The 24830-nt window shown below is 50.1% G+C and carries 26 protein-coding genes and 1 pseudogene; 25 read left to right on the forward strand and 2 right to left on the reverse strand.

Annotated features, from left to right (window positions below; translation table 11 throughout):
• Positions 1-2: 2 nt before the first annotated feature.
• From ACZ439_RS25135 to ACZ439_RS25185, 11 genes are all read left to right on the forward strand, one after another.
• Positions 3-818 (forward strand): 6-carboxytetrahydropterin synthase, encoded by an 816-nt coding sequence (locus ACZ439_RS25135; protein ID WP_127604395.1) that lies wholly within the window; start codon positions 3-5, stop codon positions 816-818.
• Between the two features lies 1 nt (position 819).
• Positions 820-1539 carry an SDR family oxidoreductase gene (locus tag ACZ439_RS25140; protein WP_054799174.1) on the forward strand — a complete coding sequence of 240 codons (720 nt, stop codon included), beginning with the start codon at positions 820-822 and terminating at the stop codon, positions 1537-1539.
• A 158-nt stretch (positions 1540-1697) separates the two neighbouring features.
• Positions 1698-2489 (forward strand): ATP-binding protein, encoded by a 792-nt coding sequence (locus tag ACZ439_RS25145; RefSeq protein ID WP_127604391.1) that lies wholly within the window; start codon positions 1698-1700, stop codon positions 2487-2489.
• 16 nt (positions 2490-2505) lie between these two features.
• On the forward strand, positions 2506-3552 hold the full coding sequence (locus ACZ439_RS25150; protein ID WP_201318486.1) for an alpha/beta hydrolase: 1047 nt from the start codon (positions 2506-2508) through the stop codon (positions 3550-3552).
• 1 nt (position 3553) lies between these two features.
• A complete protein-coding gene (locus ACZ439_RS25155; protein WP_054795836.1) occupies positions 3554-3796 on the forward strand; it encodes an acyl carrier protein in 243 nt (80 codons plus the stop codon).
• The gene (locus tag ACZ439_RS25160; RefSeq protein WP_164751698.1) at positions 3793-5235 is read left to right on the forward strand and encodes a class I adenylate-forming enzyme family protein; all 1443 of its coding nucleotides are present in this window, start codon (positions 3793-3795) and stop codon (positions 5233-5235) included. Before ACZ439_RS25155 ends, ACZ439_RS25160 begins: the two co-directional genes overlap by 4 nt.
• A gap of 19 nt (positions 5236-5254) precedes the next feature.
• On the forward strand, positions 5255-6844 hold the full coding sequence (locus ACZ439_RS25165; RefSeq protein WP_127604383.1) for a methyl-accepting chemotaxis protein: 1590 nt from the start codon (positions 5255-5257) through the stop codon (positions 6842-6844).
• A 51-nt stretch (positions 6845-6895) separates the two neighbouring features.
• Positions 6896-7207 (forward strand): STAS domain-containing protein, encoded by a 312-nt coding sequence (locus tag ACZ439_RS25170; protein ID WP_196426869.1) that lies wholly within the window; start codon positions 6896-6898, stop codon positions 7205-7207.
• Between the two features lie 4 nt (positions 7208-7211).
• On the forward strand, positions 7212-8054 hold the full coding sequence (locus ACZ439_RS25175; RefSeq protein WP_127604379.1) for a PP2C family protein-serine/threonine phosphatase: 843 nt from the start codon (positions 7212-7214) through the stop codon (positions 8052-8054).
• Between the two features lie 13 nt (positions 8055-8067).
• Complete coding sequence (locus tag ACZ439_RS25180; protein WP_141333933.1) at positions 8068-10131, forward strand: FapA family protein; 2064 nt, start codon at positions 8068-8070, stop codon at positions 10129-10131.
• Positions 10132-10145: 14 nt separating this feature from the next.
• On the forward strand, positions 10146-10472 hold the full coding sequence (locus ACZ439_RS25185; RefSeq protein ID WP_127604375.1) for an STAS domain-containing protein: 327 nt from the start codon (positions 10146-10148) through the stop codon (positions 10470-10472).
• Positions 10473-10494: 22 nt separating this feature from the next.
• Here the strand turns inward: ACZ439_RS25185 and ACZ439_RS25190 are convergent, their stop codons facing one another.
• Positions 10495-10791 carry a hypothetical protein gene (locus tag ACZ439_RS25190; RefSeq protein ID WP_054795846.1) on the reverse strand — a complete coding sequence of 99 codons (297 nt, stop codon included), beginning with the start codon at positions 10789-10791 and terminating at the stop codon, positions 10495-10497.
• A 153-nt stretch (positions 10792-10944) separates the two neighbouring features.
• On the opposite strand from ACZ439_RS25190, the gene ACZ439_RS25195 reads away from it, so the two are divergent.
• A complete protein-coding gene (locus ACZ439_RS25195; RefSeq protein ID WP_054799160.1) occupies positions 10945-11295 on the forward strand; it encodes a hypothetical protein in 351 nt (116 codons plus the stop codon).
• A gap of 69 nt (positions 11296-11364) precedes the next feature.
• Here ACZ439_RS25195 and ACZ439_RS25200 read toward each other — a convergent pair whose 3' ends face one another.
• Complete coding sequence (locus ACZ439_RS25200) at positions 11365-12276, reverse strand: DMT family transporter (protein WP_054795848.1); 912 nt, start codon at positions 12274-12276, stop codon at positions 11365-11367.
• Positions 12277-12376: 100 nt separating this feature from the next.
• On the opposite strand from ACZ439_RS25200, the gene ACZ439_RS25205 reads away from it, so the two are divergent.
• From ACZ439_RS25205 to ACZ439_RS25265, 13 genes and pseudogenes are all read left to right on the forward strand, one after another.
• Positions 12377-13264, forward strand: a complete 888-nt coding sequence (locus tag ACZ439_RS25205; RefSeq protein WP_464620330.1) for a LysR family transcriptional regulator — start codon at positions 12377-12379, stop codon at positions 13262-13264.
• Between the two features lie 133 nt (positions 13265-13397).
• Positions 13398-13612: pseudogene (locus ACZ439_RS25210) on the forward strand (hypothetical protein); the annotation flags it as partial.
• Between the two features lie 60 nt (positions 13613-13672).
• The gene (locus ACZ439_RS25215; protein WP_164751696.1) at positions 13673-14620 is read left to right on the forward strand and encodes a DMT family transporter; all 948 of its coding nucleotides are present in this window, start codon (positions 13673-13675) and stop codon (positions 14618-14620) included.
• 197 nt (positions 14621-14817) lie between these two features.
• Complete coding sequence (locus ACZ439_RS25220; protein WP_155614322.1) at positions 14818-15534, forward strand: IclR family transcriptional regulator; 717 nt, start codon at positions 14818-14820, stop codon at positions 15532-15534.
• Between the two features lie 54 nt (positions 15535-15588).
• The gene (locus tag ACZ439_RS25225; protein ID WP_155614321.1) at positions 15589-16323 is read left to right on the forward strand and encodes a class II aldolase/adducin family protein; all 735 of its coding nucleotides are present in this window, start codon (positions 15589-15591) and stop codon (positions 16321-16323) included.
• The gene (locus ACZ439_RS25230; protein ID WP_127604365.1) at positions 16320-17570 is read left to right on the forward strand and encodes an aromatic ring-hydroxylating dioxygenase subunit alpha; all 1251 of its coding nucleotides are present in this window, start codon (positions 16320-16322) and stop codon (positions 17568-17570) included. The genes ACZ439_RS25225 and ACZ439_RS25230 overlap by 4 nt, the downstream gene beginning before the upstream one ends.
• A gap of 1 nt (position 17571) precedes the next feature.
• Positions 17572-17769: a hypothetical protein gene (locus ACZ439_RS25235; protein WP_054795852.1), complete on the forward strand. Its 198-nt coding sequence runs from the start codon at positions 17572-17574 to the stop codon at positions 17767-17769.
• Between the two features lie 3 nt (positions 17770-17772).
• Positions 17773-18975, forward strand: a complete 1203-nt coding sequence (locus ACZ439_RS25240) for a Gfo/Idh/MocA family protein (RefSeq protein WP_127604363.1) — start codon at positions 17773-17775, stop codon at positions 18973-18975.
• 99 nt (positions 18976-19074) lie between these two features.
• A complete protein-coding gene (locus ACZ439_RS25245; RefSeq protein WP_464620331.1) occupies positions 19075-20196 on the forward strand; it encodes a TAXI family TRAP transporter solute-binding subunit in 1122 nt (373 codons plus the stop codon).
• A 59-nt stretch (positions 20197-20255) separates the two neighbouring features.
• Positions 20256-22196 (forward strand): TRAP transporter permease, encoded by a 1941-nt coding sequence (locus ACZ439_RS25250; protein WP_464620332.1) that lies wholly within the window; start codon positions 20256-20258, stop codon positions 22194-22196.
• Positions 22193-22879: a cysteine hydrolase family protein gene (locus tag ACZ439_RS25255; RefSeq protein WP_054795859.1), complete on the forward strand. Its 687-nt coding sequence runs from the start codon at positions 22193-22195 to the stop codon at positions 22877-22879. Before ACZ439_RS25250 ends, ACZ439_RS25255 begins: the two co-directional genes overlap by 4 nt.
• Positions 22880-23001: 122 nt before the next feature.
• Positions 23002-23928 (forward strand): LysR family transcriptional regulator, encoded by a 927-nt coding sequence (locus tag ACZ439_RS25260; protein ID WP_054795860.1) that lies wholly within the window; start codon positions 23002-23004, stop codon positions 23926-23928.
• On the forward strand, positions 23925-24830 hold the full coding sequence (locus ACZ439_RS25265; protein ID WP_054795861.1) for a LysR family transcriptional regulator: 906 nt from the start codon (positions 23925-23927) through the stop codon (positions 24828-24830). The genes ACZ439_RS25260 and ACZ439_RS25265 overlap by 4 nt, the downstream gene beginning before the upstream one ends.

A 24830-nucleotide genomic window follows, 5' to 3' on the forward strand; every position in this document is an offset into this window, starting at 1 on the left:
CGATGCTTTATTTATCGAGAAGAATCGATTTTTCGGCAACTCACGTTTATCGGGTTCCCCAGTGGAGCGAAGAGGAAAACCTCCGGGTCTTCGGGCGCTGCAGCAACTCCAGCGGCCATGGGCATGATTACAAGCTGGAAGTGATGGTCAAGGGACGATTGAATGAAAAATCCGGGATTGTTGTCAATACAACGGATATTAAACAAATCGTGAGTTCATTTGTGGAAGAGGAGCTCGACGGGAAGTTTTTGGACCGTGAACATTCCTATTTTCAGCATCGCATACCGACTACGGAAAATGTAGTTGAGTACATCTGGAATTCGCTGGAACAGCGGTTTCAAGATTGCGAATTGCACCGGATTCAATTACATGAAAACCACTATTTAAGTTCGGTAAAGGAGGCGGGATGCTTGATACGACTTACACGCAAATATCACTTTTGCGCTGCGCACCGATTACATAGCGTGCATTTGTCGCCGGAGGAAAATAAGAAATTGTTCGGCAAATGCAACAATCCGCATGGGCACGGACATAATTATTACCTTGATGTCACCGTCGAAGGCGAGCCGGATCCGGTAACGGGCATGATCATGAATTTGGCGGATTTGGATGCCATTGTGGAAAGAGAAGTGCTGGATAAGCTGGATCATAAGCATCTGAACCTGGATACGGCTGAATTTAAAGAGTTGAATCCGACATCCGAGGTCGTAGCGCTCGTGATCTACAACATGCTGCGACCGCATCTTCCCAAGCTCCGAAAAGTCGGACTGTGGGAAACGGAAAAAAATTATTTCGAGTATTGCGGACCGGGTGAATGAGATGATTGACTTTCTGCAGCTCCAAGGAAAAACCGTTGCAATTACCGGGGCGTCCCGCGGGATCGGCAAAGAAACGGCATTATTGCTCAGTCAATTGGGAGCGAATCTTGTGCTGGGAGCAAGACATGAAGCCGAATTAAAGCAGGCAGCCTCTCAGATGAATGCGAATACGCTAGCCGTCCCTTTGGACGTAACGAATGAAGATAGCGTTAGCCGATTTGCCGAAGAGGCGATATCGCGGTTCGGCACCATTGATGCACTCATCAACAGTGCGGGCACAGGGGTGTTCGAATCGGTGTTGACGATGTCCAGTGACGATTTCGATCGAATGATCGCCGTTAATTTGAAAGGTACGTTCCTCGCCTGCCAATATTTCGGAAGGCATATGGTTGAAAACCGTGCCGGTAAAATGATTAACGTCGTATCTGTCGCCGGCACGACGGCACTGCCCGGCTGCGGCGGTTACTCCGCTTCGAAATTCGGGGTACTGGGATTAACGAGAGTATTGCAAGCGGAATTGAGGAATAAAGGCATACAGGTAACGGCCGTATTGCCCGGCGCGGTAGCGACTCCATTCTGGGACCGGATGGAACTGAAGCCGGATGCATCCGACATGATTCCCGTTCAATCGTTAGCCAAGCATTTGGTGTATCTCTTATGTCAACCAGAAGGTTCGGTCGTTGATGAAATGACGGTTATGCCTCCGCTCGGGATTTTGTAAAGGGGGAAGTGTCGATTGTGAAATCCATATTTCCTAAATTTTTTGGGAATTTTCATGCAGGAGCTCTAAATGCGCGGGCCCCTCTACCTTCCCCCTTATCAGGCGATAATATCCATGATCATCAACGGCGCGCCTTGATTGGATGGATTGCCAATCGTATGAGTCAACATCTGAATAGGGGTAAAGGGGAATCGGGATTTCTGATCTACCTGTCCTTCACTGCAGCGGAGAACGAACCTCAACCTAAGAACGATGAGGGCCGGTATTTATTATCACTGGCTGCTCGTTTGGTGGAAATGGTGGAGAAGCAGGAGGATGTTTATCTGAAAATAAAGGAAATGCATCTTTCGGATCGGCATCATCGCTGCTTCTTGAAGACTTATGAAGAAATTAAACAAGATCTAACCCAATATATCCCTTCCGCTCCTACAATCGAGCCGGTCGGCCATCCCGAAGAGGATGAAGTATGGCAGGTGTACCGCGACGTGATGTATGCCATCACGCAGCGAAAGTTTCTGCTGATCCGCAAACATGAGGTGGAGCCATACAAGGCAGGCAAGCTATTGTGCACAGCCCCGGTTATCGAACGATCGGACATTCCGAAAGCCAGGGAGCTCGCCAAACAAAGTCTGATCGGTATTGGGATCCCGCAGACCGCGATCATGAGCCATCTCCTTGTTATTTCTGAGGCGATTACGAATATTCTCAAGCATGCTCGCGAAGGAAAGATGACCATGTTTATAACCGACGCTGCCATCCATCTCCTCGTGGAAGATCAAGGGCCGGGCTTTCCGTTAAAGCATCTTCCGAATGCTGCGCTCATGGCGGGTTATTCGACAAAAAAATCACTCGGCCAAGGATTCACGCTCATGATGAAAATGACGGAACGGGTGCTGCTTTCCACGATTCCCGGTGAAGGGTCCTCCCTGATCCTCATATTTAATCGTTAAGGGAGAGTACGAAGCTATGATACCGGATGACCCGACTGTAAAGGGCACCATTCAAAAAACATTGATGACCTGCCTTCTTTTTGAAGGCTTTTGGGACCGCTGGATTGCCCATGGCATTCGAAGAGAAGACGTCGCTGGCTTTCAGCGACGGTTAACAAGCGCCGAAGCTTGGAACGGGATTTTGCAGAAATGCGCGGAGGATTTTGCGAAGCAAGCGATCTTCCTTCAGGCTCAGCAGGACAGGAAGGAAGCGGAGGAACATTTCCGCATGGCCGGCTTGTACTATAACCTGCTGCAGTGGTTGTACCCCACAGGGGATGAGAAGCGAAAGTGGTTTGCACGCTGCAAGGAGCTCTTTCAACGGGCGGATAGGCTTTCCGAGGATCAGATCCTGGAGGCCGTCATCGACGTCGACGGAAACGATTGCTTCGGCAGAATCCGTGTGCCTGAACGGAAGAAGGGCATCATGGTCATCGTCAATCCCATTGATTCCTCCAAAGAAGAACTGTTCACCTACGAGACGGATTTCGCAAAGCTGGGTTTCGTTACGATCAGCTTTGACGGGCCAGGGCAGGGGGAAACTTATGTACGCACGTCATTCAAGGCCACCCGTCTTCATTGGGAAAAGTTTATGAATCAAGTCATTGACTACGCATCGAACCAATACCCGGGGCTGCCTCTCGCTTTATTCGGAACCAGCTCAGGCGGCGCTTGGGCCATCGAAGGAAGCGCTCATCCGAAAGTGAGCAAAGCGATCTCGGTAAGTCCTGCTTGTGCAAGTGGTGTGAGGATGCCGGATTATTTCATGGAGCGTATGGCTTATATCCTCGATGATTCCGCACAAAGCCTGCTTCCGAAGCTGGATAACTTCGATAATTTCAGCCCGATTCTCCTGTTTCATGGAAATAAGGACGTGATGGTCAAGGATACAGATATTTACGAGCTGTACCAGAAGCTTCCGGCGGGAAAACAACTTATCGAATATGAAAATGAAGGCCACTGCTGCAACTTTAAATTACGCGAGATTAGGAAGATTTCGGCCGAGTGGTCTTTAGGAGGTTAACATGATGGACTTCAAGCAATTTTGCCAGCTGCTCTCCGAGCTGACGCACGTTCCGCACGAGAAGATCAACGAAAGCTCATCCTTTCGCGATGATCTGGGAATCGACTCTCTCCAGATGGTCAATGTATACATTCAATTATCGCAAAGATTTGCAATCGGCTTGGAGCAATGGATCGGTTCGGCAGATATTACGACTGTCGGCGGCGTATACCACGCAATGACAAAAGGAGGCATACAATCATGACATTAGCTCAGAAGGTTTTTCACTATCCGGATGCGGACAAGGTCGTATTAACGACATTCTCCGGCCATTATACGAGCCGGGATATCCAGGTCGAGATGGACCGGTATATCTCGTTATTGCGTCCGCTGGAATTAAAGGGTAAAAAAGTAGGACTGCTGGTCCCGGCTATCCCTTCTTATGCAGCTCTTGTCCTTGCCATCAATGAACTGGGCGGTACGATTATCCCGTTAAGCTGGCAATTTCGCAAGGAGGATTTGTCCGCCGTTCTTCAATTTCTTGATCCTCATGTCGTATTTTCCATCAACACGCACAATGGCTTTCCTTTTGCAGAGGTCATGGAGGCTTGGGCGATTGGATCCGGGAAGGAAACTTTGCTGTATACGTCGGACGACTGCAAGGAATGGAAATCTAAAGCTATAGCGGGTGCAGAGAGAGCGCTTGAGCAAGACAAAATCGACTTTATATGCTGCTCCTCGGGAAGCACAGGGACGCCCAAAGGGATGGTTGTCGGCATTCATGCGTTTGATTTCTCGTTTCAATTGCTGAAGGATTTTAACGAATTGAAACCGACGGATGTCGTGTTTTTGAACGCGCCTCCCAACTCGGTGTTTGGCATTGCTTCCTTACTGACCGGTATTCGCTCGGGCGTGCGCATCGTATTTCCGGATAACTTCGAACTGCCCCGTATGATTACACTGATGCAGGAGACGGCCTGCAACAAGGTTGTGAGTACGCCGTCCATTTTTAAAGCGATTTATACATTCGGCCAATCCTTGAACCCGGACGTATTTAAGAAGATCGAGTTCGTCGGCTTGACCGGCGAAATGATGACGGAAGATTACGTGAAGCAATTTGAACTGATGCAGCAATGCAAGTTTGTCGGACAGTATGGCAGCTCGGAGCTTGGAGGCGCGATGCTGTGCGATCTTCGTCAACAATTGGAGTTTACGGTTTATGACGGCGTGCAGTATAAAGTCAAGGAAGACGAATTGCTCCTGAAATCGCCCGCTGCGTTTAGCGGCTATTATCAAAATCCGCAGCTAACCGAACAATGTTTTGATGAGGAAGGATGGTTTTACACCGGCGATCTTGTACGCTTGAATGAGAAGAACAAGCTCGAGTTCATCGGACGCAAGAAGGAGTTGATTAAGAAGGGCGGGCAGCAGGTCATCCCGGGCGAGGTAGAGAAAGTGCTGTCTCAGCATGCAGGCGTGAAGCAGGCTGTTGTGATCGGGGCTCCGCATCCCGTATTCGGCGAGCAAATCGTAGCCTTTGTCGTTCCTCAGGATGATCTGCGCACCGATGATTTATATGCGTTCTGCCGTGCAAAAATTGCAGGCTATAAAGTTCCCGACCGGATTGTAGCTATTGCGGAAATTCCCGTAGCCCAAGGCAAAGTGGACAAAATTACGCTGAGAACGATGGTTGCTAAGCAATAGCGAAGGAGGAGTGCTACCCATGAGTAAATCAACGGCAAGCCAAACCTTGCGCTGGCAGTTCATTCGCAAGATGCTCATTATGATGATAACCATTGCGTTGATCTCCGGTACGTTTCAATACTTTATTCTGCGTGAACAGATCAATGAAAATGTCATGAATGAGGCTTTGATGATTGGCAACAGCATAGAGCACGGCATCAAAGAAACGGATCTTGCCTCCAAATCGATCGAACAACAAATCGACTATAAATTAGAATCCATTTCCGCGCGGATTGCCGATCACTTGCAAGGAAAGTCCCTTGATCATATTACCGATCAGGATCTGATCCGCTTGCGCGATCAGTTTCAAATTGCCGGGATTACCCTTTTTGCAAGAAAAGGGGATGACATCGTAGGGGTTAAATCCTCGGACCCGAAGGAGATCGGGTTTAGTTTCAAAAGCATCATGCAGGAAGCCTTTCTGGCCTTAGACCATTTGCTGCAAGGGAAAAAGCCGGAAGGCAACGGTATCGTCAGTTATGTGAACCAGAATATCATTAATCTTTATATCGCTCAATCCGGCTCGCATGACGATAAACCGAGATTTTTCAAATATGCTTATTACCACCAGCCGGGGACGGATTATGTGATCAATCCGTATATTGAAGCGAATGAAGTGTATCAATTCACGCAAGAGGTCGGCCCGGATTCGTGGATTAAGAAGGTGTTGAGCGAGAACAAATATGCGAAGGAAATTGCGGTGCTGGACCCGCGCGTATTTGAGGACCCGAGCCTGGCTGAGAAAATGTACCCTCCTTTGAAAAAGATTGTCTATGGAACCTATAACGATCAGACTCAGGAAGACGAGCAGATTCTCGTGCAGATGGACAAGAGCGCTCAACGGGTATCTTATGTGCAAAAGTTCAATGGCGAAAAATTGTATAAAATGTTTATCCCGTTTGATGAGGGCCGAGTGATTTATATTTCGCTCGATTACGAAACAATGAGCGCGCCTTTGTATCGCCAATCCCTCATTTTGATTATTTTCGGCTTACTTTCTCTCGTAGCGCTCTTTATACTTACTGCCAACTTCTTTAATAGCATTTACCGTAACATTCAAAAGATCATCATTCAAATCAAACAGCTCGAAGCGGGAGATTTGACGGCGAAAAGTCAAATTCTGGACGGGGGAGAACTCGGCGAGCTATCCGACTCAACCAATACGATGGTCGACACGTTACACCAGTTGTTGACCGATACTCGCGAGAAAGCGACGCAAGCACAAAAGCTGTCCGTTCTCTTAGAAACGGATGCAAACGAGTCTCTCGAAAAAGCGTTCACGATGTCCATGGAAGCGACCGCCGAATCCAGGGATACCGTTGAAGAAATTTATTACTTTTTGGATCAGCTCGAGAAGCATCTGGTTCAGCAGTTAGACGATCCGGGCGCCAAAGTCATTATGGACAAACTGGATGAAATGCGACAATTGGCTAATCACCGGACAAACAATACAACCGAGATTACGATTGCCCTTTCCGATCTGTTCAAAGCTTTGCATGAACAATCCAGTGAACTGTCCGATCTTTCCCATTCCCTTCTGGATGATCTTGCAAAGTTTAAGCTTCAATAAATAATTCCGGCGATGGGCGGCTTACCAAACGAACAGCTAGGAGGAATGATCGTGAGATTGGAAATGAAGCAGCACATACAAGGATCTACGTTGCGCGTAGAAATCATCGGTCTCATGGATTATTCGACCATTGACGACTTTGAACTCGGCATTCCCGATAACGTAACGAAGATCATAGTTGATTTGGCCGGATTGGATTTTATTGATTCTACGGGGATCGGTGCGTTTCTATCCATGATCTATGATGCGAGCGAACGTGGAAGTACGGTTGAATTCGTAAGTATGAATGACGTTATTACCGAATTGTTCGACACCATAGGCATATTTCGAATCATGGAGTCTTTGCAAAAAGGGGGACAGTAAGTTGATGTTCCGAAAAGTACTGCTCCAAACCAACAGTGAGGTTGGTTCCACTACAGAAATGAATAAAACGCTGCAGCGGGAGATCCAAATGGCTCGTAATATTCAAACCAAGCTATTGAATGGGGAGAAGCCTGATCTGACGAACGGCGAAGTATCGGGGGTTTCCTTCCCTGCAAGGTTGATTGGCGGTGATTATTATGATTTTTATCCGCTTTCTAACGGGAAGGTCCGAATTATAATCGGAGATGTGATGGGCAAGGGAATCCCTGCCGCCATGCTTATGATTCTTACTCGCGGAGCCTTCCGAAGCGCTGCAGAAGCCACGAAGGGACCCGGTGAGACGCTTACCGCGATGAATAATGCCTTGTACCGGGACTTAAGAGTGCTCAAGTCCTTCGTCACGGTGTTTTGTGCAGATTGGGAACCGGATACCGGCGTTTTTGTTTATGCCAATGCAGGACATAACCTTCCGGTGATCGTTAGGGCGGAGGTTGGCGTCGTGCAGCCTCATGACTTGAACGGCGTCATGCTTGGCGGATTACCCGGACAGGTTTACAAAGAGAAAGAAATGCAGCTTGAGGATGAGGATCTTGTTTTCTTCTATACGGACGGGATCGTGGAATCCCAGAATAGTAAGGGCGAGATGTTTAAATTGGACAGACTGGTTCGAATTCTTGAACAACATGGGCATAAAAGTGCGGCTGAAATCGAGACGATTGTTGTTGATCATATCAACCTTTTTACGGAAGGCTTGCCCCAAAAGGACGATATTACCATGGTCGTGCTCAAGGCAGGCAAGGAACAGACGGAAATCACAAGCTTTAACTCCCCAATCGTATGTACATAAGGAGGGGTAGCTCTTGTTCGCAAAGGGAAAAAGTGTTGTATCCAAAGGGAAAACCGTAAAAGAAGCGGTAGCCATCGCGTTAGACCTTATGGGTGAAACGATGGAGCATGTGGATATTGAAATTCTCGAGACGGAATCCAAGGGAATACTGGGTATTGGCTCAAGACCTGCGGTAATACGGGTAACGCTCAAGGAAATGGGGGCCGTATCCGAAGCGGAGGACCCGGTGTCCATGGCCACGCTGGAAAAGGAGATGGCCTCTATAGAGCCGGCGGAGGATCGCTTGCTTCCCCCGCTCTCGCCAGAGAAGCGGGATGAATCCGATTTATTAGGAAAAGTCTGGGTTGCGGATGGAATGATCTTTTGCAAAGACGCGGAAGATCACTACCCGCTCATTTCACCAGGGAAAGATATCAAATTTTATAAAAATGACGAACTCATTGAAAAAACAGTGGTGGTCAGCGAACAAGATAGTCTTCATGTAGAGCTTCAAGACGACATACTGGAGCCGCAATGGGAGATCGTGGTAAGCGATGATAAAATGGAAGCCGTGCTCAAGGTAGTCCCGGGAGCCCGCATCTACCGCAGGCTAAAAGAAAAGGCGCCTCACTCCTATATCCAGCTGGAAGTAGAGGAACATCTGATCCCCGTGACGATTGAAACCGGACCCGTCATGGAAAAGCTTCGCGAGTTGGGGATTGTGTACGGTATCGACTATACCCAGATTGCCTCGGCTTGCACGAGTGATGAGCCAGGTGTATTCGTCATCGCGAAAGGCAATCCTCCGAAACCCGGTAAAAACGGCTGCTTCTTATCGCTGCAAGATATGGAAATCAAAAACGGCTTAAAGGAACGTTCGGACGGTACGGTCGATTACCGGGAGATTCGCGAGTTTCCTTCTACGCAGCCCGGACAAGTTTTAGGTATCGTCCAGCCGCCTGTGCCGGGGATGCCTGGCACAACGGTAACCAATGAACCTGTGTTTCCTCCGGAAGTTTTACCCTTGGTTGTTCATGAAGGGAAGGGCATAGTTCTGGTTGGGGATGGAACCAAGGTAGTTGCAACCGAAGCCGGACATCCGCTCATTAAAGAGAAGGGGACAACCGTCCATATTTCAGTCGTTCCCAAATTAATGATCGCCAAGGATGTCGACCTTCAGACTGGAAATTTGCATTTCGTCGGCGATGTTGAGATTGTTGGCTCCATTCAGGATGCCATGCTTGTGGAGGCTCAGGGTAATGTACTCGTTCATCATAATGTAAATCGGGCAAAAATATTTGCAGGCAGCTCGATTATTATTCGAAAAAATATTATTTCAAGTGAAATCAACGCAGGGAAAAATCATATGTTGATCGCGGAGATTCATCACATTCTTGGGGATCTCATCCAGCAAATGCGGAGCATGATCAATGCGATACATCAGCTCTCGACGGTGTCGGCATTTAAAGTTTCCTCTTTTTCCCAGGCGGGGCTTGGTCCCCTAATTAAAATCTTATGCGACGGAAAGTTTAAATCGTTTCCTCAGCTTACGACGTCGCTCATTCATAAGATTCAAAGCGGTACGGGAGTATTGGAGGAAAGTTGGGCGGAATTTAGCGAACGATTGTATAAGGGGTTTATGCTGACCCATTCCGAATTCAGGTCCGTGGAGGAGATGGTTCAGCTTATGAAGCGAGCCGAGCAGCTATTTACCGACACGCAAGAAAATTCGGAAAATGCCGATTGCTTCATTAAAGCAGGCTACACCCTGAACAGCCAGCTGTACTCAAGCGGCGATATCGTCATTATGGAACAAGGGGTGTATAACTCCAAGCTGTATGCGGGTGGATTTATCGAAGTGGACGGATATATCCGCGGCGGTGAAATTTATGCAGCCAAAGGTGTGAAGATTAGCGAGGCTGGAGCTAAGGGCGGCATGAGTACAAGAATCACGGTCCCCAAAGGCGAGACGATTCGGTTGAACAGGGTCATGGAAGATACGATGATCCAAATCGGAACGAAAATGCACAAATTTACGACCCAATCGTCGAACGTGTATGCACGTCTCGATGAAGAGGGGCAGCTGCTGATCAAGTAATAGGGGGTGTCGGAATGTTTCATTACGTCATTGAGCAACAAGGTTCAAAAACCGTCACGTCTTTCGAAGGAGATATGGATATCGATGTAACGGAATTAATGGAAGACGAAATGTTACCGAAGTTATTGGAAAGCAAGGAGATTGAAATCGATTTTGCGAAAGTTCATTTTGTAGATTCGTCGGGCATCGGTTTGTTGATCTCGCTCATTAACAGCCTTCGGGAGCAAGGAAGCCAAGTTGTTATTAAAAAAATTAATCCGGAAGTGATGCAGGTGTTTTCACTCCTCCAGCTTCCGGAAATACTGGGTCGTGATGTGTTTGATGGATTGGAGCAGCAATGAATCATCGCAGCAACCCTGTTGATTAAGCGGTTTGTAAAATTTTCGCTTCCAGGTTGGCTCTGATCATTCTAATCCGCTGCTTCACATAAAAGTCATAAGCCGCTCCTTTCAAATCTTTAACGGAGATGGGCAGGTCCGAATCGTTATCCATAATGATCATTGATCCATCATCAAAAAACTTAAAAGTAAGATCGACCCAATTAGCGTCAGCTATCGTAAGGATCTTCTCAATCTGGGCATCGGAAAGATCGCGGCTGTTCGATTCCATCAGTTTCTTGTAATAGTCTCTTTCAATGAATCTGACTTTGATAGCGTTCATCGTCTACACCCCTCTCCATTATAGAACAAGCGTTCTTATACCTAATTATACAGAACAATTGTTCGCAGTCAAGTGCATTTGGTATAATGAACTTGCAGGGAACACAACCTAACGGATATAAACAAGGAACCTGCCGAAAGGAGACGCCGGGCTATGGACATACAATTGTTGACGGATATGATCAAGGATGACCGCGGCAACTATTACGTGGCGGTTTACAAGAATGGAAAAGAACTGACCTTGGTAAACGCAGCGGTGGAACGGGCTTTCTATGAGGTATTGGAGTTTAATGAAGATTTTAAAACGAAGCATGCGGAGTATGAGCGCCAGTTCATCGGCAAAATAGCCATGGATAAGTTGCGGCACGACGTTGTTTACGCGTCCAGAGAGGACGGTCATGGACGCATGTACGATCTGGATGCGGTTGCCGGCGCATACCGGGTTACGTTTATCGATTCGATCGAATTTTACCGGAATCCCCGAGCCGGACGCAGCTCGAATTGAAAATACGGTTTGTCAGACAAATAGCTGGCCGCGCTCTGCGCGGCCAGCTATTTGTCGATGTATGCCTGATTAATGATGTCCGGTGGCCGCAGCGGAGCTTGAGATCCCCGGTTTGGGCTTCAGGTTCACGAGTAATATGCTGACGAGGACGAACAAGAGACCGACTCCCAAATGAATCGTAATGGGTTCGTTCATCATAAGAGAGCTTCCGGTAATGGAAACCAGCGGGATTAAGAAGGTGAAGGAGGCCACTTTACTGGCTTCTCCGGTACCGATCAATATAAAGTAAGTCAGCCAGCCCAACGCAATGACGAAAATGGAGATGAAGAGCATAATGGCTACGAATGATGCGTCCCACTGAATGCTGGACCAGGCTTCCGAGACCGATCCGGAACCCATTAACAGAATGCCTCCGATGATGAGCTGCATCGCGACAAGCCATACGGAATCCGCACGATCTCCGATTTTCTTCATATAGACGGTGCCGAAAGCCCAACAAAGCGCAGTACCGAGAGCAAGCAAAACCCCGACTAACGAAATATTCCCGGTCAGTGCGCCTGCGCTTATGGTGGCAACGCCTGTAAATCCGAGAATCAGACCGATGATTTTCAGCCTGTACATCGATTCGCCGAGCCACAGCCAGGAGAAGATGCCGAGCAGTACGGGCTGCAAGAACACGATGGCGGAGAAGAGTCCGGCGGGAAGATAACCCAGTCCTATCGTTTGCAATCCGTAAAACAGAACGATATTAAGTAAGGCCGATAACAAGTAGATCGACCAGTTTTGCTTGAAGCGAAGCTCTTTGTATCGAAACAGCCCAATGAACACCAACAACAGTCCGCCGATTTCCGTTCTCAGACCGGCAAACAGCAGCGGCGGCGCGTAATGCAGGGCAAGCTTGGTTAAAGGCCAATTCACTCCCCACATGACGATTAAAAATGCGAGCAGCAAAGAGGCCTGTTTACGTGACGGTCGATGCATGAATAATCGCGCTCCTTGTTGTTTACTGATTGTATATGATAAGCTAAATGATAAGATAAATAAAATGAATGTTTTTTATAAGGAGCATTAGTAATTAGTTATGACGATAACCCAGTATATGGTGTTCGCAAAAGCGATGGAGACCGGCAGCTTCACCAAAGCCGCACAAGCCTTGAATATGACCCAACCGGCGGTCAGCCACGCCATTTCCGGTCTGGAGTCCGATCTGGGCGTCAGTCTGATTGTCCGCGACCGCAGAAAAGGCATTGTCCTCACCGATGTGGGTCAACGGGTGCTTGTTCAGATTCGGGAAATTTTGCAGCGGATCGAGAACATTGAACAGATTGCAGCAGCGGAAAAAGGGCTTGAAGTAGGAACGATTCGGATAGGAACGTTTCCGAGCGCGACGGCCCATTTTTTTCCTAAAATCATCGATTTCTTTCAACGAAATTACCCCAATCTCCGGCTTGAGCTCCATGAAGGAACGATCGAGGAAGTGAAGGAATGGTTGCGGACGAGGGTCGTGGATGCCGGCATCATCATACTCCCGGACGGGAAGATGGATCATATTCCCATACTGCGGGATAAGATGGTCGCGGTCCTAAGGGACGACCATCCGTTATGCCTTCGAGCCTCCGTCACGATCAACGATCTGGACAGTGAGCCTCTGATCGTTTGTCATGGGGGCTACGATGCGCCGATCATCGAGATGTTTCACCAGGCGGGAGTCAGATTGAACATTGCGTATGGGGTTTACAATGTAAACACGGTGCTGAACATGATCAAGGAGGGCTTGGGCGCGGCCATCCTATCCGGCCTTTCCCTCACTCATTTGCCCCCAGGCATCCAAACGCGCGATCTGGAACCCCGGGTTTACCGGGATGTTAGCATTGCCGTACCTTCCTTGCCGGAATGCTCGCTTGCCGTTCAGCTGTTTATCAAAACGATGAAGCAATTATTCGCCCCGGATTCGAATATGTTTCAATAAAATATTTGTTCTATCTGTTACACATAGCAGAACAAGCGACTTGTTGAGGGAAAGATTCCCGCGATACGATACTAATGCTAGCTATGCTCAAGCCATACGCTTCCTGTTTGATTGAATATAACCATTAGGAGGTATCTTGATCAAAGACAATCACATTAAGGCTGCCGGCGGTTTGCGCGAAGCGGTCACGAAGGCACGGAAATCGGTGCCTCACACGATGACGATTGAGGTGGAAGTCGAGAGGCGTCGGTCGGCGTCGACGTCATCTCCATGGGGAGCCTGACTTACTCCGTGGAAGCGTTGGATATCAGTTTGGACTTATATGCTAAAAAATCGGTATACACCTAAAAGAAAGGGCCCCTTGCGGGCTTTTCTTCTTTTAGGCGAATATGCAGAAAAAGGTGAATGATGGGAGAATTGTTGGCTTTATTATCCATGACGTTATTTGCTGTCAATATTATCATTACGAAGATGGCTACTTCCCGGTTGAGCTTAACGCTAGGGTTTTTTATTTCCGCTTCGGTCAATATTATGTTTTCCACGTTGTTGTTCGCTGTTCAATACATGGTGAAGGGTGACATTCAGCCGTTTCATCTTCAGGCATTTCTCTTGTTCTTATTGTCCGGCTTCTTCGCAACTTTCCTGGGACGATGGTTCTTCTTTGAAACGATTGAACGGCTGGGGCCGGCTAAAGCCAGCACGTTCCAGACGAGCAATCCCGTATTCACCGTCTTGATTTCATGGGCTGTGTTGGGCGAATCTCTAAGTGTAGGCAAATGGTTCGCCGTTATCACGGTATTGTTCGGATTGTTTCTCGTGAATTACGTGAAGCCGAAACGGGCATTGACTGCGGAAACCAGCGCTGCCGATTCGGAAATCGCAGCTGCCGGGCAGTCGGGCGGGAACGTGCTCCGGGCGTTGTTTCATCCTTATATCCTGTTGGCGCTGTTGAGCTCGTTAAGCTACGCCGTCGGGAATATTTTGAGGGGATCGGCGGTACAGCAGTGGAACGAGCCGATACTGGGCGCATGGATCGGGGCTGTAGCCGGACTTTTGCTGCATATGACGTTCAGCATGAAAATCAGTACCGTCGCCGATCAAATTCGAAACGCCGACCGCCGGGGACTGTTGCTTTATGCGAGCAGCGGGGTTCTTACGATCACGGCGCAGATTTTATACATCGCGTCAATGAAATGGCTGCCGGTTTCGATCGCAACCGTGATCAATATGTCTACGCCGATTCTGGTCCTGCCGATCAGCTATTTTCTTTTGAAAAATCAGGAAGGGATCACATGGCGGACCCTGCTTGGCGTCTTGCTGGTGCTGGCTGGAATCAACGTCATCATTTTGATGTAAAATCATGCTTCGGAATTATTAATAGTAGTATTAATAATCCCGCAAGTTCGGATTCGCTCGAGCGCGTATAATGGAGTCATACCACATTACGAAATGAGTTCCGCATCGTGGAATGATAGAGGGGGAGGGGCATAATCGCTGAGCGTGAGAAAGTTCAATCCTTGGAGAGGGCTTTACGAATTTTGGAATGTTTCACGATGGAAAAGCCGGATATGTTTCTTGGCGAAATCGCCGAGAAGAGCAAGCTTTCCAAAAGCACCGTCCACCGGCTGCTCGCAACGATGATCCTATGCGGATACGTCAAACAAAACGAAGACAATCAGAAATACAGTTTAAGCTTGAAATTGTTCAGGCTGGGGTCGATCGTCGGAGGAACGATGTCGCTAAGGAGCGTCGCATTATCGTTTATGAAGCAGCTGTGCGGGGAAATTTCCGAAACCGTCGGCTTGAGTATCGTCGATGACGATTATCGGGTATGCATCGAGATGGTAGAGAGCGCCGAAGTCGTTCGGAATTTCGTCAAGGTCGGCCAACGGGTTCCTTTATATCAGGGAGCATCCAGTATGGTGCTGCTCTCGTTCATGCCCGAGGCACGGAAGCGCCGCCTGATCGAACAAGGAGAGAAGGACGGGCAGCTGCTTATGACAGCACCCGAGCTGATGGACCGCCTCGAACAAATCGTCCGGCTAGGGTACGGCACTTCCATCAACGATCGAATACCCGGAGCTTTCTCGGTTTCCGCACCGGTATTCGATCATAGCGGTCACGTTGTCGCCAGCTTAACGGCAGCCGGCCCCGTTCAAAGACTGACGGACAATCGGCTGCAATTCCTCATCGAGAAGGTGACACAAAGCGCCCATCAAATTTCCGCTGCTATGGGTCATTCCGGTGTCATGATGGAAACAACCCGATAAACCGCATGATTATGAAAGCGCTCTATTTTGACTTTGTGCAAGGAGGGATGCAGGTTGGATGCTCAAGTCCATGAATTAAAGCTGCTTGTGACGAAGGCTGTCCGGATGCTGGAGCGTATCGAGCTGCTGGATAATAACGGCCATGTCAGTGTCCGAATACCCGGAGCAGACCGTTTTCTGATCAATTCGCGTAAAGCGAGCCGGGCTTCACTTACCGTTCATGATATTGTCATGTGCGACATGGAAGGCCGACTCGTCGAAGGAGATTCGGAACCGCCTAGCGAGTTCCACATCCATACGGAAATCTATAGAAGAAGAGCGGATGTCGGCAGCGTCATTCACAATCATCCTCATTATCAAACCGTGCTGGGCATAGCGGATATTCCACTAAAGCCGGTGTTTGGGGTCGGGGCCTTCGTACGGGATGTACCGATGTTCGAGGACTCCAGTCTGATCAATACCCGGGAATTGGGAGAACAAGTGGCGGAGAAGCTGGGCAAGGCCAGTTCCGTTCTGCTTCGTCATCATGGAACCGTTGTGGCGTCCGAGAATGTCCAAAGCGCGTTTACAATCTCCGTGTTTCTGGAAGAAAATGCAAAAAAACAATATGACGCCGCCTTGCTGGGACCGAACATGAGGGTGCTGGAGGGCGACAATCTGGAACGCACCCGGTCCTCCAACTGGCAGCCGAGCATCATCCAAAAATTGTGGACGTATCACCAGGAGAAAGCGGAAAAGCAAGGTGCGCTTAACGGAATCGAAGATGACAAGGAGGACGATCATCGATGATTAGTCAAGAACAGAACGAGTTTCTAACGCAAGTCGGTCCAGGGACGCCGCTTGGTCTATTGCTTCGCCGTTACTGGTTTCCGGTTGCTGCCGCATCGGATCTAAATAACACCTATACCAAGAAAGTGCGATTGCTTGGCGAAGACTTGGTTCTATACCGCGACAAGTCGGGCCATTTGGGATTGGTTCAGGAACGATGTCCGCACAGAGGCGTCTCCATGGTGCACGGCATCCCCGAACAAGACGGGCTCCGCTGCCAGTATCACGGATGGTGCTTTAACTCCAGCGGACAATGTACCGAACAGCCTAATGAGCCGGAGCACAGCACCTTTAAAGACCGCATAAAAATCGCTGCCTATAAAGTTCAAGAGATGGGCGGACTGATCTTTGGTTACATGGGTCCGGAGCCTGCTCCGCTGCTGCCCCGATTTGACGGGTTCGTCGTCGACAACGCGATTCGCGTCATCGGTCAGGCGGTGCTGCCGGTGAACTGGCTGCAGATCATGGAAAATTCGATGGATCCGGTTCACACGGAATGGCTGCATGGGCACTACCATGAATACATTACGACACAAAACGGGTCCAAGCAGGAAGTAGCTTTTCAACGCAAGCATTTGAAAATCGAATTTGACCGGTTCCAATACGGTATCGTTAAACGCAGGCTGCTTCACGGTCAAACGGAAGACAGCGATGATTGGAAAGTAGGCCATCCGGTCGTGTTCCCTTATATGCTGGCTGTCGGCAGCGGCGGACTTGGCACTTACGCCTTCCAAATGCGGGTGCCGATTGACGATCACCATACATGGCACGTTTGGTATAACGCTTATGTGCCGGGACCGGACGTAGAAATTCCCGACAATCTGAAAGAGGTCTGTGTCTACGAAGTGCCTTATAAGGATCAGAACGGAGCGTTTATTACCGATTACATTGACGGACAGGACATTATGTGCTGGATTACGCAGGGTGCGGTTGCCGATCGTACCAATGAGAAGCTGGGCACGACGGATAAAGGCATCATTCTATTCAGACAGATGCTGAAGGAGCAGATCGCCAAGGTTGCGAAGGGGGAGGAGCCGATCAATGTGTTCCGCGATCCTGCCGCCAATCAGTTCATTGAACTGCCGCTTGAGCGTAAAAAGCACCATTTCAGCGAAGGCTTCGCCAGTATTACGCAGCGGTTTCAGACGAAATATTGCCCGGTTGCCCAAGATTTAATCGCCTTATTCGAACGGGTAGGAGTCCATTAATATGAGCGAACCAGCCAAGGGACCGGATAAGGTCAAATTTTGCAACGGATGCGGCCATTCGATGCACGATCCCAGCAGCATCATCATTGAATATTGGAGCTCTCATCATACGGTTTATTTCTGCTGGTGCCACGCTTGCGGCTGGAGAGGGGAAGTGGTGGAAGTGAAACGTATGATTACGACCGAGACGGAGGAATAGCCTATGATTTCCGAACCGGGACCGCAGCGTCCGGTGATCCGTGTAGGGATCGCCGGACTCGGGACCGCAACGAAAGCGATGCTTCCCGCTTTCCTTAAACATCCGGGGATACGCATTACCGCTGCCGCTTCCCTGGATGAGGAACAGCTTCGCCAATTTCATGCCGATTTTGCTGCGGAGACTTATCCTAGTGTGGAGCGGATGTGCCTCTCGCCCGAGGTGGACGCCGTTTACATTGCTACACCGACACCATTTCATACGGAACATGTCCTGCTCGCCGCCTCTGCGAAGAAGCACATCATTTTGGAAAAACCGATCGCCACTTCGCTGGAAGAAGCGCTCCGGATGGTAACGGCGGCAGAAGCGGGCGGGGTGACGATGGTGGTCGGCCATTCGCACAGTTTTGACCCTCCTATTTTAAAGATGAGAGAAGTGCTTGAAAGCGGGATCATCGGGAAGTTCACAATGGCCCATACGTGGTGCTACACCGATTGGATGTATAGGCCTCGCCTGCGTGAGGAGCTCCGAACGGAATTGGGCGGCGGGGTGACTTTCCGGCAAGGCGCCCATCAGTTCGATATCATCCGTTTGCTGGGCGGGGGCAAGGTCAGAAGCATTCGGGCGTCTGCCGGCGCTTGGGACCCCAAGAGGCCGACGGAAGGCAGCCATGTTGTTTTTTTCGATTTTGAAGACGGCGCTTCCGCAACCGCCGTGTATAACGGATACGATCATTTCCATACGACGGAATGGACTTCGAACATTGGAGAATGGGGTGAGCGGGTGACAGCCGGAGCTTATGCGTCCAATCGCAAAACGATACGGGCCATGAGCTCGAGCCAAGAGCAAGCGTTAAAGAGCAGCCGCTCCGGTTACAACGGCAAGTCGTCCATGAAATATGCGGACCGTGATGTGCAGCAGCCCTTTTTCGGTCTAACCATCGTCAGCGGGGAACGGGGCGACATTCGGCAAACGCCGGAAGGTCTGATGGTGTATGGCGAAGAGGGAGTCGAGCATCTTAAGCTTCCGCAAGATGTGAATGGGCGTGATAAGGTCGTTGAGGAATTTTATGAGGCGGTGATTCAAGGGAAGCGCCCTGTTCATGACGGAAGATGGGGGCTGGCGAACTTGGAAATTTGTTTAGCCGCACTGAAGTCGTCCCAGGAAAAAAAGGAAATCGTGTTAAGCCACCAGGTGCCGCTGAAGTAGTCAGGATTAGCGATCGTTACTCGTTGATGTCTTCATCGGCACTTCTTAAAGAAACGATTTGTAAGCGATTACAAACAATTTCTAAGGGAGATGAAAATTATGAAACAAACAAAATGGAAGCAACTGCCGCTTACCTTACTGTCGTTCGCCTTGTCCATCGGGATGGCCGCCTGTTCCGGCGCCCCGTCCGAGAAAGCCGCCGCCAGCCAGCCGGCTGCTGCTTCCGGCGCATCCGGGGCTTCCGCTGCAGCCGGAGCCGCTGAGCCAAAGGCCGATCTTCAAATTGACAAAAACAATAAAAATCCGATGACGGTTACGCTTGCAGGAGGGTCGGTCGGCGGTTTTTGGTCGGGTATGGGGCAAGTGATTTCCAAGTCGTTCTCGACTTCTTATCCGGGCTCAGCAGCCACCTATGAACCGGGCAGCGGCGCGGGGAATATCAAGCTCATTGACGAGGGGCAAGTCGAATTAGGCATCGTGCAAGCTATTGAAGTGACGGCTGCCAAAAACGGTATCGCTCCCTTCAACAAGAAATATGAAAACCTGATGGCGCTTGCTACGATCTATGACAACGCTGTTCTTCAAGTCACGGTCCGCAAAGATTTTGCAGATAAGTACGGGTTAACCGGTTTAGCGGATATTTCCGCCAAGAAAGCTCCCGCAAGAATCGCCATTAACCAGAAAGGAAATATGAATTCCCTGGGGGCGAATACGCTGCTTGAGGTCAACGGCATTACGGAGGCGACCTTGAAGCAGTGGGGCGGGTCTTTAACCTGGACAGGAAGCGCGCAGCGGTTTGAGGCTATGCAGAACAACCGGATGGACATTTCCATCGACTTCGTATTTGCGCCGGATTCGAAAGTGGAGGAAACAGCCGTCAATACCGAGCTTGTCCAGTGGAGCCTCGATCAAAAATCCAAGGACGCCCTGAAGAAAGTATGGGAGCTGAATGATATTGTTGTGCCGAAGGGTACTTATAAATGGCAGAAAGAAGATGTGAATACGGTAACGCTGAGCGCCGTTATTCTCGTAAGTAAGAAAGCAAGCGTACAAGATCAATACAAAATGGCGAAAGCTCTGGTTGACAATATCGCCATCCTCCGGGAATTGCACCCGGCCATGAAAGAGATATCCGCGCAAAAGCTGGCGGATACCGGGTCCGTTCCGTTAGCGCCCGGAGCCAAGGCCTTATTTGAAGATGTCGGTGCTCTGAAAAAATAATGAACCTCTACGAGTAGAAATCGCTGAAGTCCTAACAAGATGGAAAGGTGGTATTCAACTTGACGAATGAACATACAGAAGCACCAGGCTCCGGGTTCAAGGAGTGGTTTCGGGAAGGGGCTTTGCGAAGACCCCAGGGCCTATTCCGCATCGTCATTATTGGTTTTGCCTTGGCCTTATCGATTTTTGAAATTTGGCTCGGTGCGATCGGGAATATGGATTTGTTTCAATATGCGGCAATCTTTTACCCTTTTGTACTGGGGATCACGTTCTTGTTATACAGTTCCAGGAAAAATGTAAGAAATGATCTTCCGACATGGTGGGATATCATTTATTCCTTGCTCTCATTCGCCATATGGATTTTCTTTATGGTGAACACGCCGGAATATTTACAAAGAATCCCGTTATTCAACGAATTGACTTCGCTCGAAACGTTTGTAGGGATTGCTCTTGTGGTACTGACGCTTGAAGCGACACGCCGCACACTGGGCTCCTCCTTGACGATTATCGTGCTCGTCTTTATGGCCTACACCGCTTTTGGCCATTTAATTCCCGGAGCTTATTCACACCGGCTGATTACGTTAAATCATTATTTGGACGATATGGTTTACACCGTTAACGGTATATTTGGAACCACGATTGGCGTTGCGGCCACTTACGTGTTTATGTTCGTCCTGTTTGGCGCCTTCTACACGCAAGCCGGCGGGGGAGACTTCTTCTTTAAATTTGCTGCCATGCTCTCCGGCCGTTCTGTCGGAGGACCGGCCAAAGTCGGCGTTATTTCCGCCGGGATGTTCGGCATGATCTCCGGCAGTCCGACGGCGGATGTATTGACAACCGGCTCCGTCAATATTCCGATCATGAAGCGTATCGGATACAATCCGGTTTATGCAGGCGCCGTAGAGTCTGCGGCCTCGGCCGGAGGAAGTATTGCTCCGCCGATTATGGGTTCCGCGGCATTCCTGATGGCGGAATATGCCGGCATTCCCTACAGCGACATTATGATTGCGGCCATCATACCGGCGGTATTGTATTATATGGGGATCTTTCTGCAGGTCCATTTCCGTTCGAAAAAATTAAATATGCCCACCATGGACAGTGTCCCTAAATTTAAGGAAGTGATGAAAGAAGGCTGGATGCATCTGCTGCCTATCTTATTCCTGATATGGGGAATCGAGCAGGGATACACCGCGCCATACGTCGCCATTTTGGCTTGCGCTCTGATCATTGTCATGAGCTGGTTTAATCCGCAGCGAAGAATCGGCCTGCGCAAAATCATCGAAGCGTGCGAAGAAACGCTCATACGCGTCATTCCCGTCACCTTGGCTTGTGCGGCGGCGGGCATGTTTATCGATGAAATTATGCTGACCGGGCTGGCCTCCAAATTCGGAACGATGATCTTCGAGTTTACGTTCGGAGATATATTCTTGTCACTGGTAGCCACAGCGATCATGTGTATTATTTTCGGAATGGGCTTGCCGACGTCCACTTCGTACATCTTGACGGCGGCGCTTGCCGCGCCTCTCTTAATTAATTTGGGTGTCAGCGTCATGTCTGCGCATCTGTTTATCGTGTATTATTCTGTGCTTTCGTGTATTTCTCCGCCTGTAGCAACCGCATGTATCGCCGCAGGCAGCATCGCCCAAGCGGACCCGAACAAGATCGGCTGGGCGGCTTGCAAACTCGCCTTGGTCGCATTTATTATGCCGTTTATGTTTGTGTATCAGCCCGGATTGCTCATGGAAGGAACCATCGGTACGATTCTCGTTGCGGTCTTGACTTCCGCGATTGGCATCGCTTCCTTGGCTGCTGCAGTGGAGGGCTGGCTCCTGAAAAATCTGAACGGGTTTGAGCGTTTAGTCATTTTCGTAGCGGGAGTCATGATGATTTTCCCTCAAGCTTATATGGATATTATCGGGATTATCGCTGCGTCGTCGGTGTTGGTCTCCAAGTATTTAAGTCGGCGCGCACCCAACTTAACGGAGAATAAAAGTATATGATGAAATCATGGGTGGAACGACTTCCGGAGGCAGAGCGGGGAACCTATGAGCAGCTAGGTTACCATACCCGTCAAACGATGGGTTCCAGACCCGCGTTGTTGATCATTGACTGCACGTACGGTTTTACGGGTTCCAGACCGTTACCTTTGGAGCAGGCGACTCAAGAATACCGGACTTCCTGCGGAGAAGCGGCGTGGGAGGCGATGTCCGCGATCCGGCAGGCCGCCGGGCGGTTTCGCGAACTTCAGCTTCCGGTCGTCTATACGGTTATGGACCTGCGGCAAGGGACTTATGCGGGGACGGCGACAAAGCCTAAGTCGGTCACGCATGAAGCTCACGAATTATTTAATCAATTCGCGGAAGACATCCGACCGCTCGACCGCGAATGGGTGATGCCGAAGACCAAAGCAAGCGCCTTCTTCCACACCCCCTTGCTGAGCTATCTCATCAGGCAGCAGGTGGATGCCCTTGTCTTATGCGGAGGCTCCACCTCCGGTTGTGTGCGGGCGACAGCCGTTGACGGATTTTCCAACGGGTTTCCATGCTTCGTTATGGAGGACGGTTGTTTTGACCGCTCCCGATTTGCACATGAAAATAATTTGTATGATCTGGACGCCAAGTACGCTTCCGTACTCACTTGGGAACAATTGAAGCCGTCCATTTCCGCAAACCGCCTTCCTTGATTCAATCTGCCGTTATGTGACAAAAAATCGAAACTTGTTCCGCATGGCGGCACAGCTTTGTTTATGGCAGGGAGCGCGCTGTTAGAATGGGCATAAAGTGATTGGAGCAAGGGAGAATTCGAATGAGGGTGCCGCCGTTAGAAATCGATTTGTTGAAGACGTTTCAACGGGTTGTCACATCAGGGAGCATCAGCAAAACTGCAGAAGACATGTATTTGTCGGTGTCTACCGTCACCGGAAGAATCAAAGCCTTGGAGGATGAGGTCGGTGTCCCGTTGTTTGTCCGAACGGGCCGGCGGATTGAACTCACGGATGCAGGAGCGGCGTTCGTCGCATACGTGGAACGGTTTATGGATCTCATCGAAGAAGGACGGAGCCGGATTCATGCCAGGGGCATGGCCCATGCAGGGCATCTGAATATCGCTGCGACGCCGTTCTTCACCAGCTACATGCTGCCGGACATGATCAGGAGGTTCGCTAAGAAGTTTCCGAAGGTAAGGCTGAAGTTGTCGGCTTGCTCCAATTCCCAGGTACTCAGTTTGGTCACGCAAGGGAAGGCGGACATCGGCATGGTTCAGGAGCAGCCGCAGGAGAAGGGCCTCGTCCGTTATCCGCTGCTCCGCGATCCGGTCATCCCGGTAGTGCCCAAGGGACATCCTTTAACCCGGCTTGAGGCGATCGGTCCGGAAGACGCGGCGTCATGCCCCATATTGGGGTTCGATACGCGTTCGGAGCCATGGAGCCTTCTGGAGCAATGGTTTGCTCGGCACCGTCTTGTTCTCCGGGTTCACATGGAATTCGACCATCCGGAAACGCTGAAACGATATTTGCAGCCGTTCGGCGCTATCGCTTTCCTGCCTGGTCTCACTGTTGCTGAAGAGCTGGAGAGCGGGGATTTGGTCAGTCTGCGGATGGCGCCGCCGCCGGATATCCGCTCTTCCTTGTTTATGGTCTCCCGAAGCGAAGCCTCGAATCATGCACAGGCTTCCCAAGCCTTTATGGAGTTTGCCTTGCGGGAAGCTGCGGAAATAGCGGGGGGTGCCGAATGAACGTATTCCACCTGGATGTGCTCGGCCAGTTGATAGAACACAGCAGCTTAAGCCGGGCGGCCGGGGAGCTCGGCGTATCGCAGCCCGCTGTCACGATGCGGATCAAGGCGCTGGAGGATGAGCTTGGCGTACCTTTAGTTAGCCGGGCAGGCAACAAGCTGACCGTAACCGCCGAGGGCATAGCGTTCTACGAGTGCGCCCGAAGATCGCTGCGCGTGCTCAAGGATGGCCTGGAACGTCTGGCCGATGCTCAGAGCAGCCCGAAAGTGCGGCTGCCTGTGGCAGGAACCCCGACCATCATGACTTACTTTTTACCTCCGCTGATTGGCGATTTTATCCGCAAGCGGCCGGAATGGGATATGCCGCTGCACATCGGGAGCACGCGCGAAGTGATGGAAATGTTGTTTGACGAGGTCGCCTACGTCGGATTTATCGCCGGATACCTGGAGCATCCGGACATGGTCAGCCTTCCGATCTGCGCCTATCCATTCCGGCTTGTTGCTGCGCCGAAGCATCCGCTCGCCCAATGCCCCAGCCTCCATCTTTACGACCTGAAGAACGAACCGCTGCTGATCAGCGAGAGGGAATCCAATTCCTCCTATATGATCCATAATTTGTTTCGGGAGCACGGCCTGCCGATCCGCATCTCCATGGAATTGAACCATTTCGATGCGGTGAAACGGATGGTGATGGCCGGTAACGGCATCGCCTTTCTGCCTTCCATCGTCGTGGATCAAGATGTCGAAGCAGGCAAGCTCGTGGTGCTGCCGCTTCATCTGAACCGCCCGATCAGACGGGAAATCAGCCTGATTTTCCGAAAAACGAGGATCGAGCATCAGGCGCTCGTCGAGCTGATGCGGCAATTCATGCTGTGGCCGGTCGAATTGCACACGAACGCTTGA

This window comes from Paenibacillus sp. JCM 9796 (assembly GCF_055379675.1).

What these genes read in the sequence shown, in the direction of transcription:
- ACZ439_RS25135 (WP_127604395.1), top strand. Translation starts at nt 3, where the DNA reads ATGCTTTATTTATCGAGAAGAATCGATTTTTCGGCAACTCACGTTTAT.
- ACZ439_RS25140 (WP_054799174.1), top strand. Translation starts at nt 820, where the DNA reads ATGATTGACTTTCTGCAGCTCCAAGGAAAAACCGTTGCAATTACCGGG.
- ACZ439_RS25145 (WP_127604391.1), top strand. Translation starts at nt 1,698, where the DNA reads ATGAGTCAACATCTGAATAGGGGTAAAGGGGAATCGGGATTTCTGATC.
- ACZ439_RS25150 (WP_201318486.1), top strand. Translation starts at nt 2,506, where the DNA reads ATGATACCGGATGACCCGACTGTAAAGGGCACCATTCAAAAAACATTG.
- ACZ439_RS25155 (WP_054795836.1), top strand. Translation starts at nt 3,554, where the DNA reads ATGATGGACTTCAAGCAATTTTGCCAGCTGCTCTCCGAGCTGACGCAC.
- ACZ439_RS25160 (WP_164751698.1), top strand. Translation starts at nt 3,793, where the DNA reads ATGACATTAGCTCAGAAGGTTTTTCACTATCCGGATGCGGACAAGGTC.
- ACZ439_RS25165 (WP_127604383.1), top strand. Translation starts at nt 5,255, where the DNA reads ATGAGTAAATCAACGGCAAGCCAAACCTTGCGCTGGCAGTTCATTCGC.
- ACZ439_RS25175 (WP_127604379.1), top strand. Translation starts at nt 7,212, where the DNA reads ATGTTCCGAAAAGTACTGCTCCAAACCAACAGTGAGGTTGGTTCCACT.
- ACZ439_RS25185 (WP_127604375.1), top strand. Translation starts at nt 10,146, where the DNA reads ATGTTTCATTACGTCATTGAGCAACAAGGTTCAAAAACCGTCACGTCT.
- ACZ439_RS25190 (WP_054795846.1), bottom strand. Translation starts at nt 10,791, where the DNA reads ATGAACGCTATCAAAGTCAGATTCATTGAAAGAGACTATTACAAGAAA.
- ACZ439_RS25195 (WP_054799160.1), top strand. Translation starts at nt 10,945, where the DNA reads ATGGACATACAATTGTTGACGGATATGATCAAGGATGACCGCGGCAAC.
- ACZ439_RS25200 (WP_054795848.1), bottom strand. Translation starts at nt 12,276, where the DNA reads ATGCATCGACCGTCACGTAAACAGGCCTCTTTGCTGCTCGCATTTTTA.
- ACZ439_RS25205 (WP_464620330.1), top strand. Translation starts at nt 12,377, where the DNA reads ATGACGATAACCCAGTATATGGTGTTCGCAAAAGCGATGGAGACCGGC.
- ACZ439_RS25215 (WP_164751696.1), top strand. Translation starts at nt 13,673, where the DNA reads ATGGGAGAATTGTTGGCTTTATTATCCATGACGTTATTTGCTGTCAAT.
- ACZ439_RS25220 (WP_155614322.1), top strand. Translation starts at nt 14,818, where the DNA reads ATGGAAAAGCCGGATATGTTTCTTGGCGAAATCGCCGAGAAGAGCAAG.
- ACZ439_RS25230 (WP_127604365.1), top strand. Translation starts at nt 16,320, where the DNA reads ATGATTAGTCAAGAACAGAACGAGTTTCTAACGCAAGTCGGTCCAGGG.
- ACZ439_RS25235 (WP_054795852.1), top strand. Translation starts at nt 17,572, where the DNA reads ATGAGCGAACCAGCCAAGGGACCGGATAAGGTCAAATTTTGCAACGGA.
- ACZ439_RS25240 (WP_127604363.1), top strand. Translation starts at nt 17,773, where the DNA reads ATGATTTCCGAACCGGGACCGCAGCGTCCGGTGATCCGTGTAGGGATC.
- ACZ439_RS25245 (WP_464620331.1), top strand. Translation starts at nt 19,075, where the DNA reads ATGAAACAAACAAAATGGAAGCAACTGCCGCTTACCTTACTGTCGTTC.
- ACZ439_RS25255 (WP_054795859.1), top strand. Translation starts at nt 22,193, where the DNA reads ATGATGAAATCATGGGTGGAACGACTTCCGGAGGCAGAGCGGGGAACC.
- ACZ439_RS25260 (WP_054795860.1), top strand. Translation starts at nt 23,002, where the DNA reads ATGAGGGTGCCGCCGTTAGAAATCGATTTGTTGAAGACGTTTCAACGG.
- ACZ439_RS25265 (WP_054795861.1), top strand. Translation starts at nt 23,925, where the DNA reads ATGAACGTATTCCACCTGGATGTGCTCGGCCAGTTGATAGAACACAGC.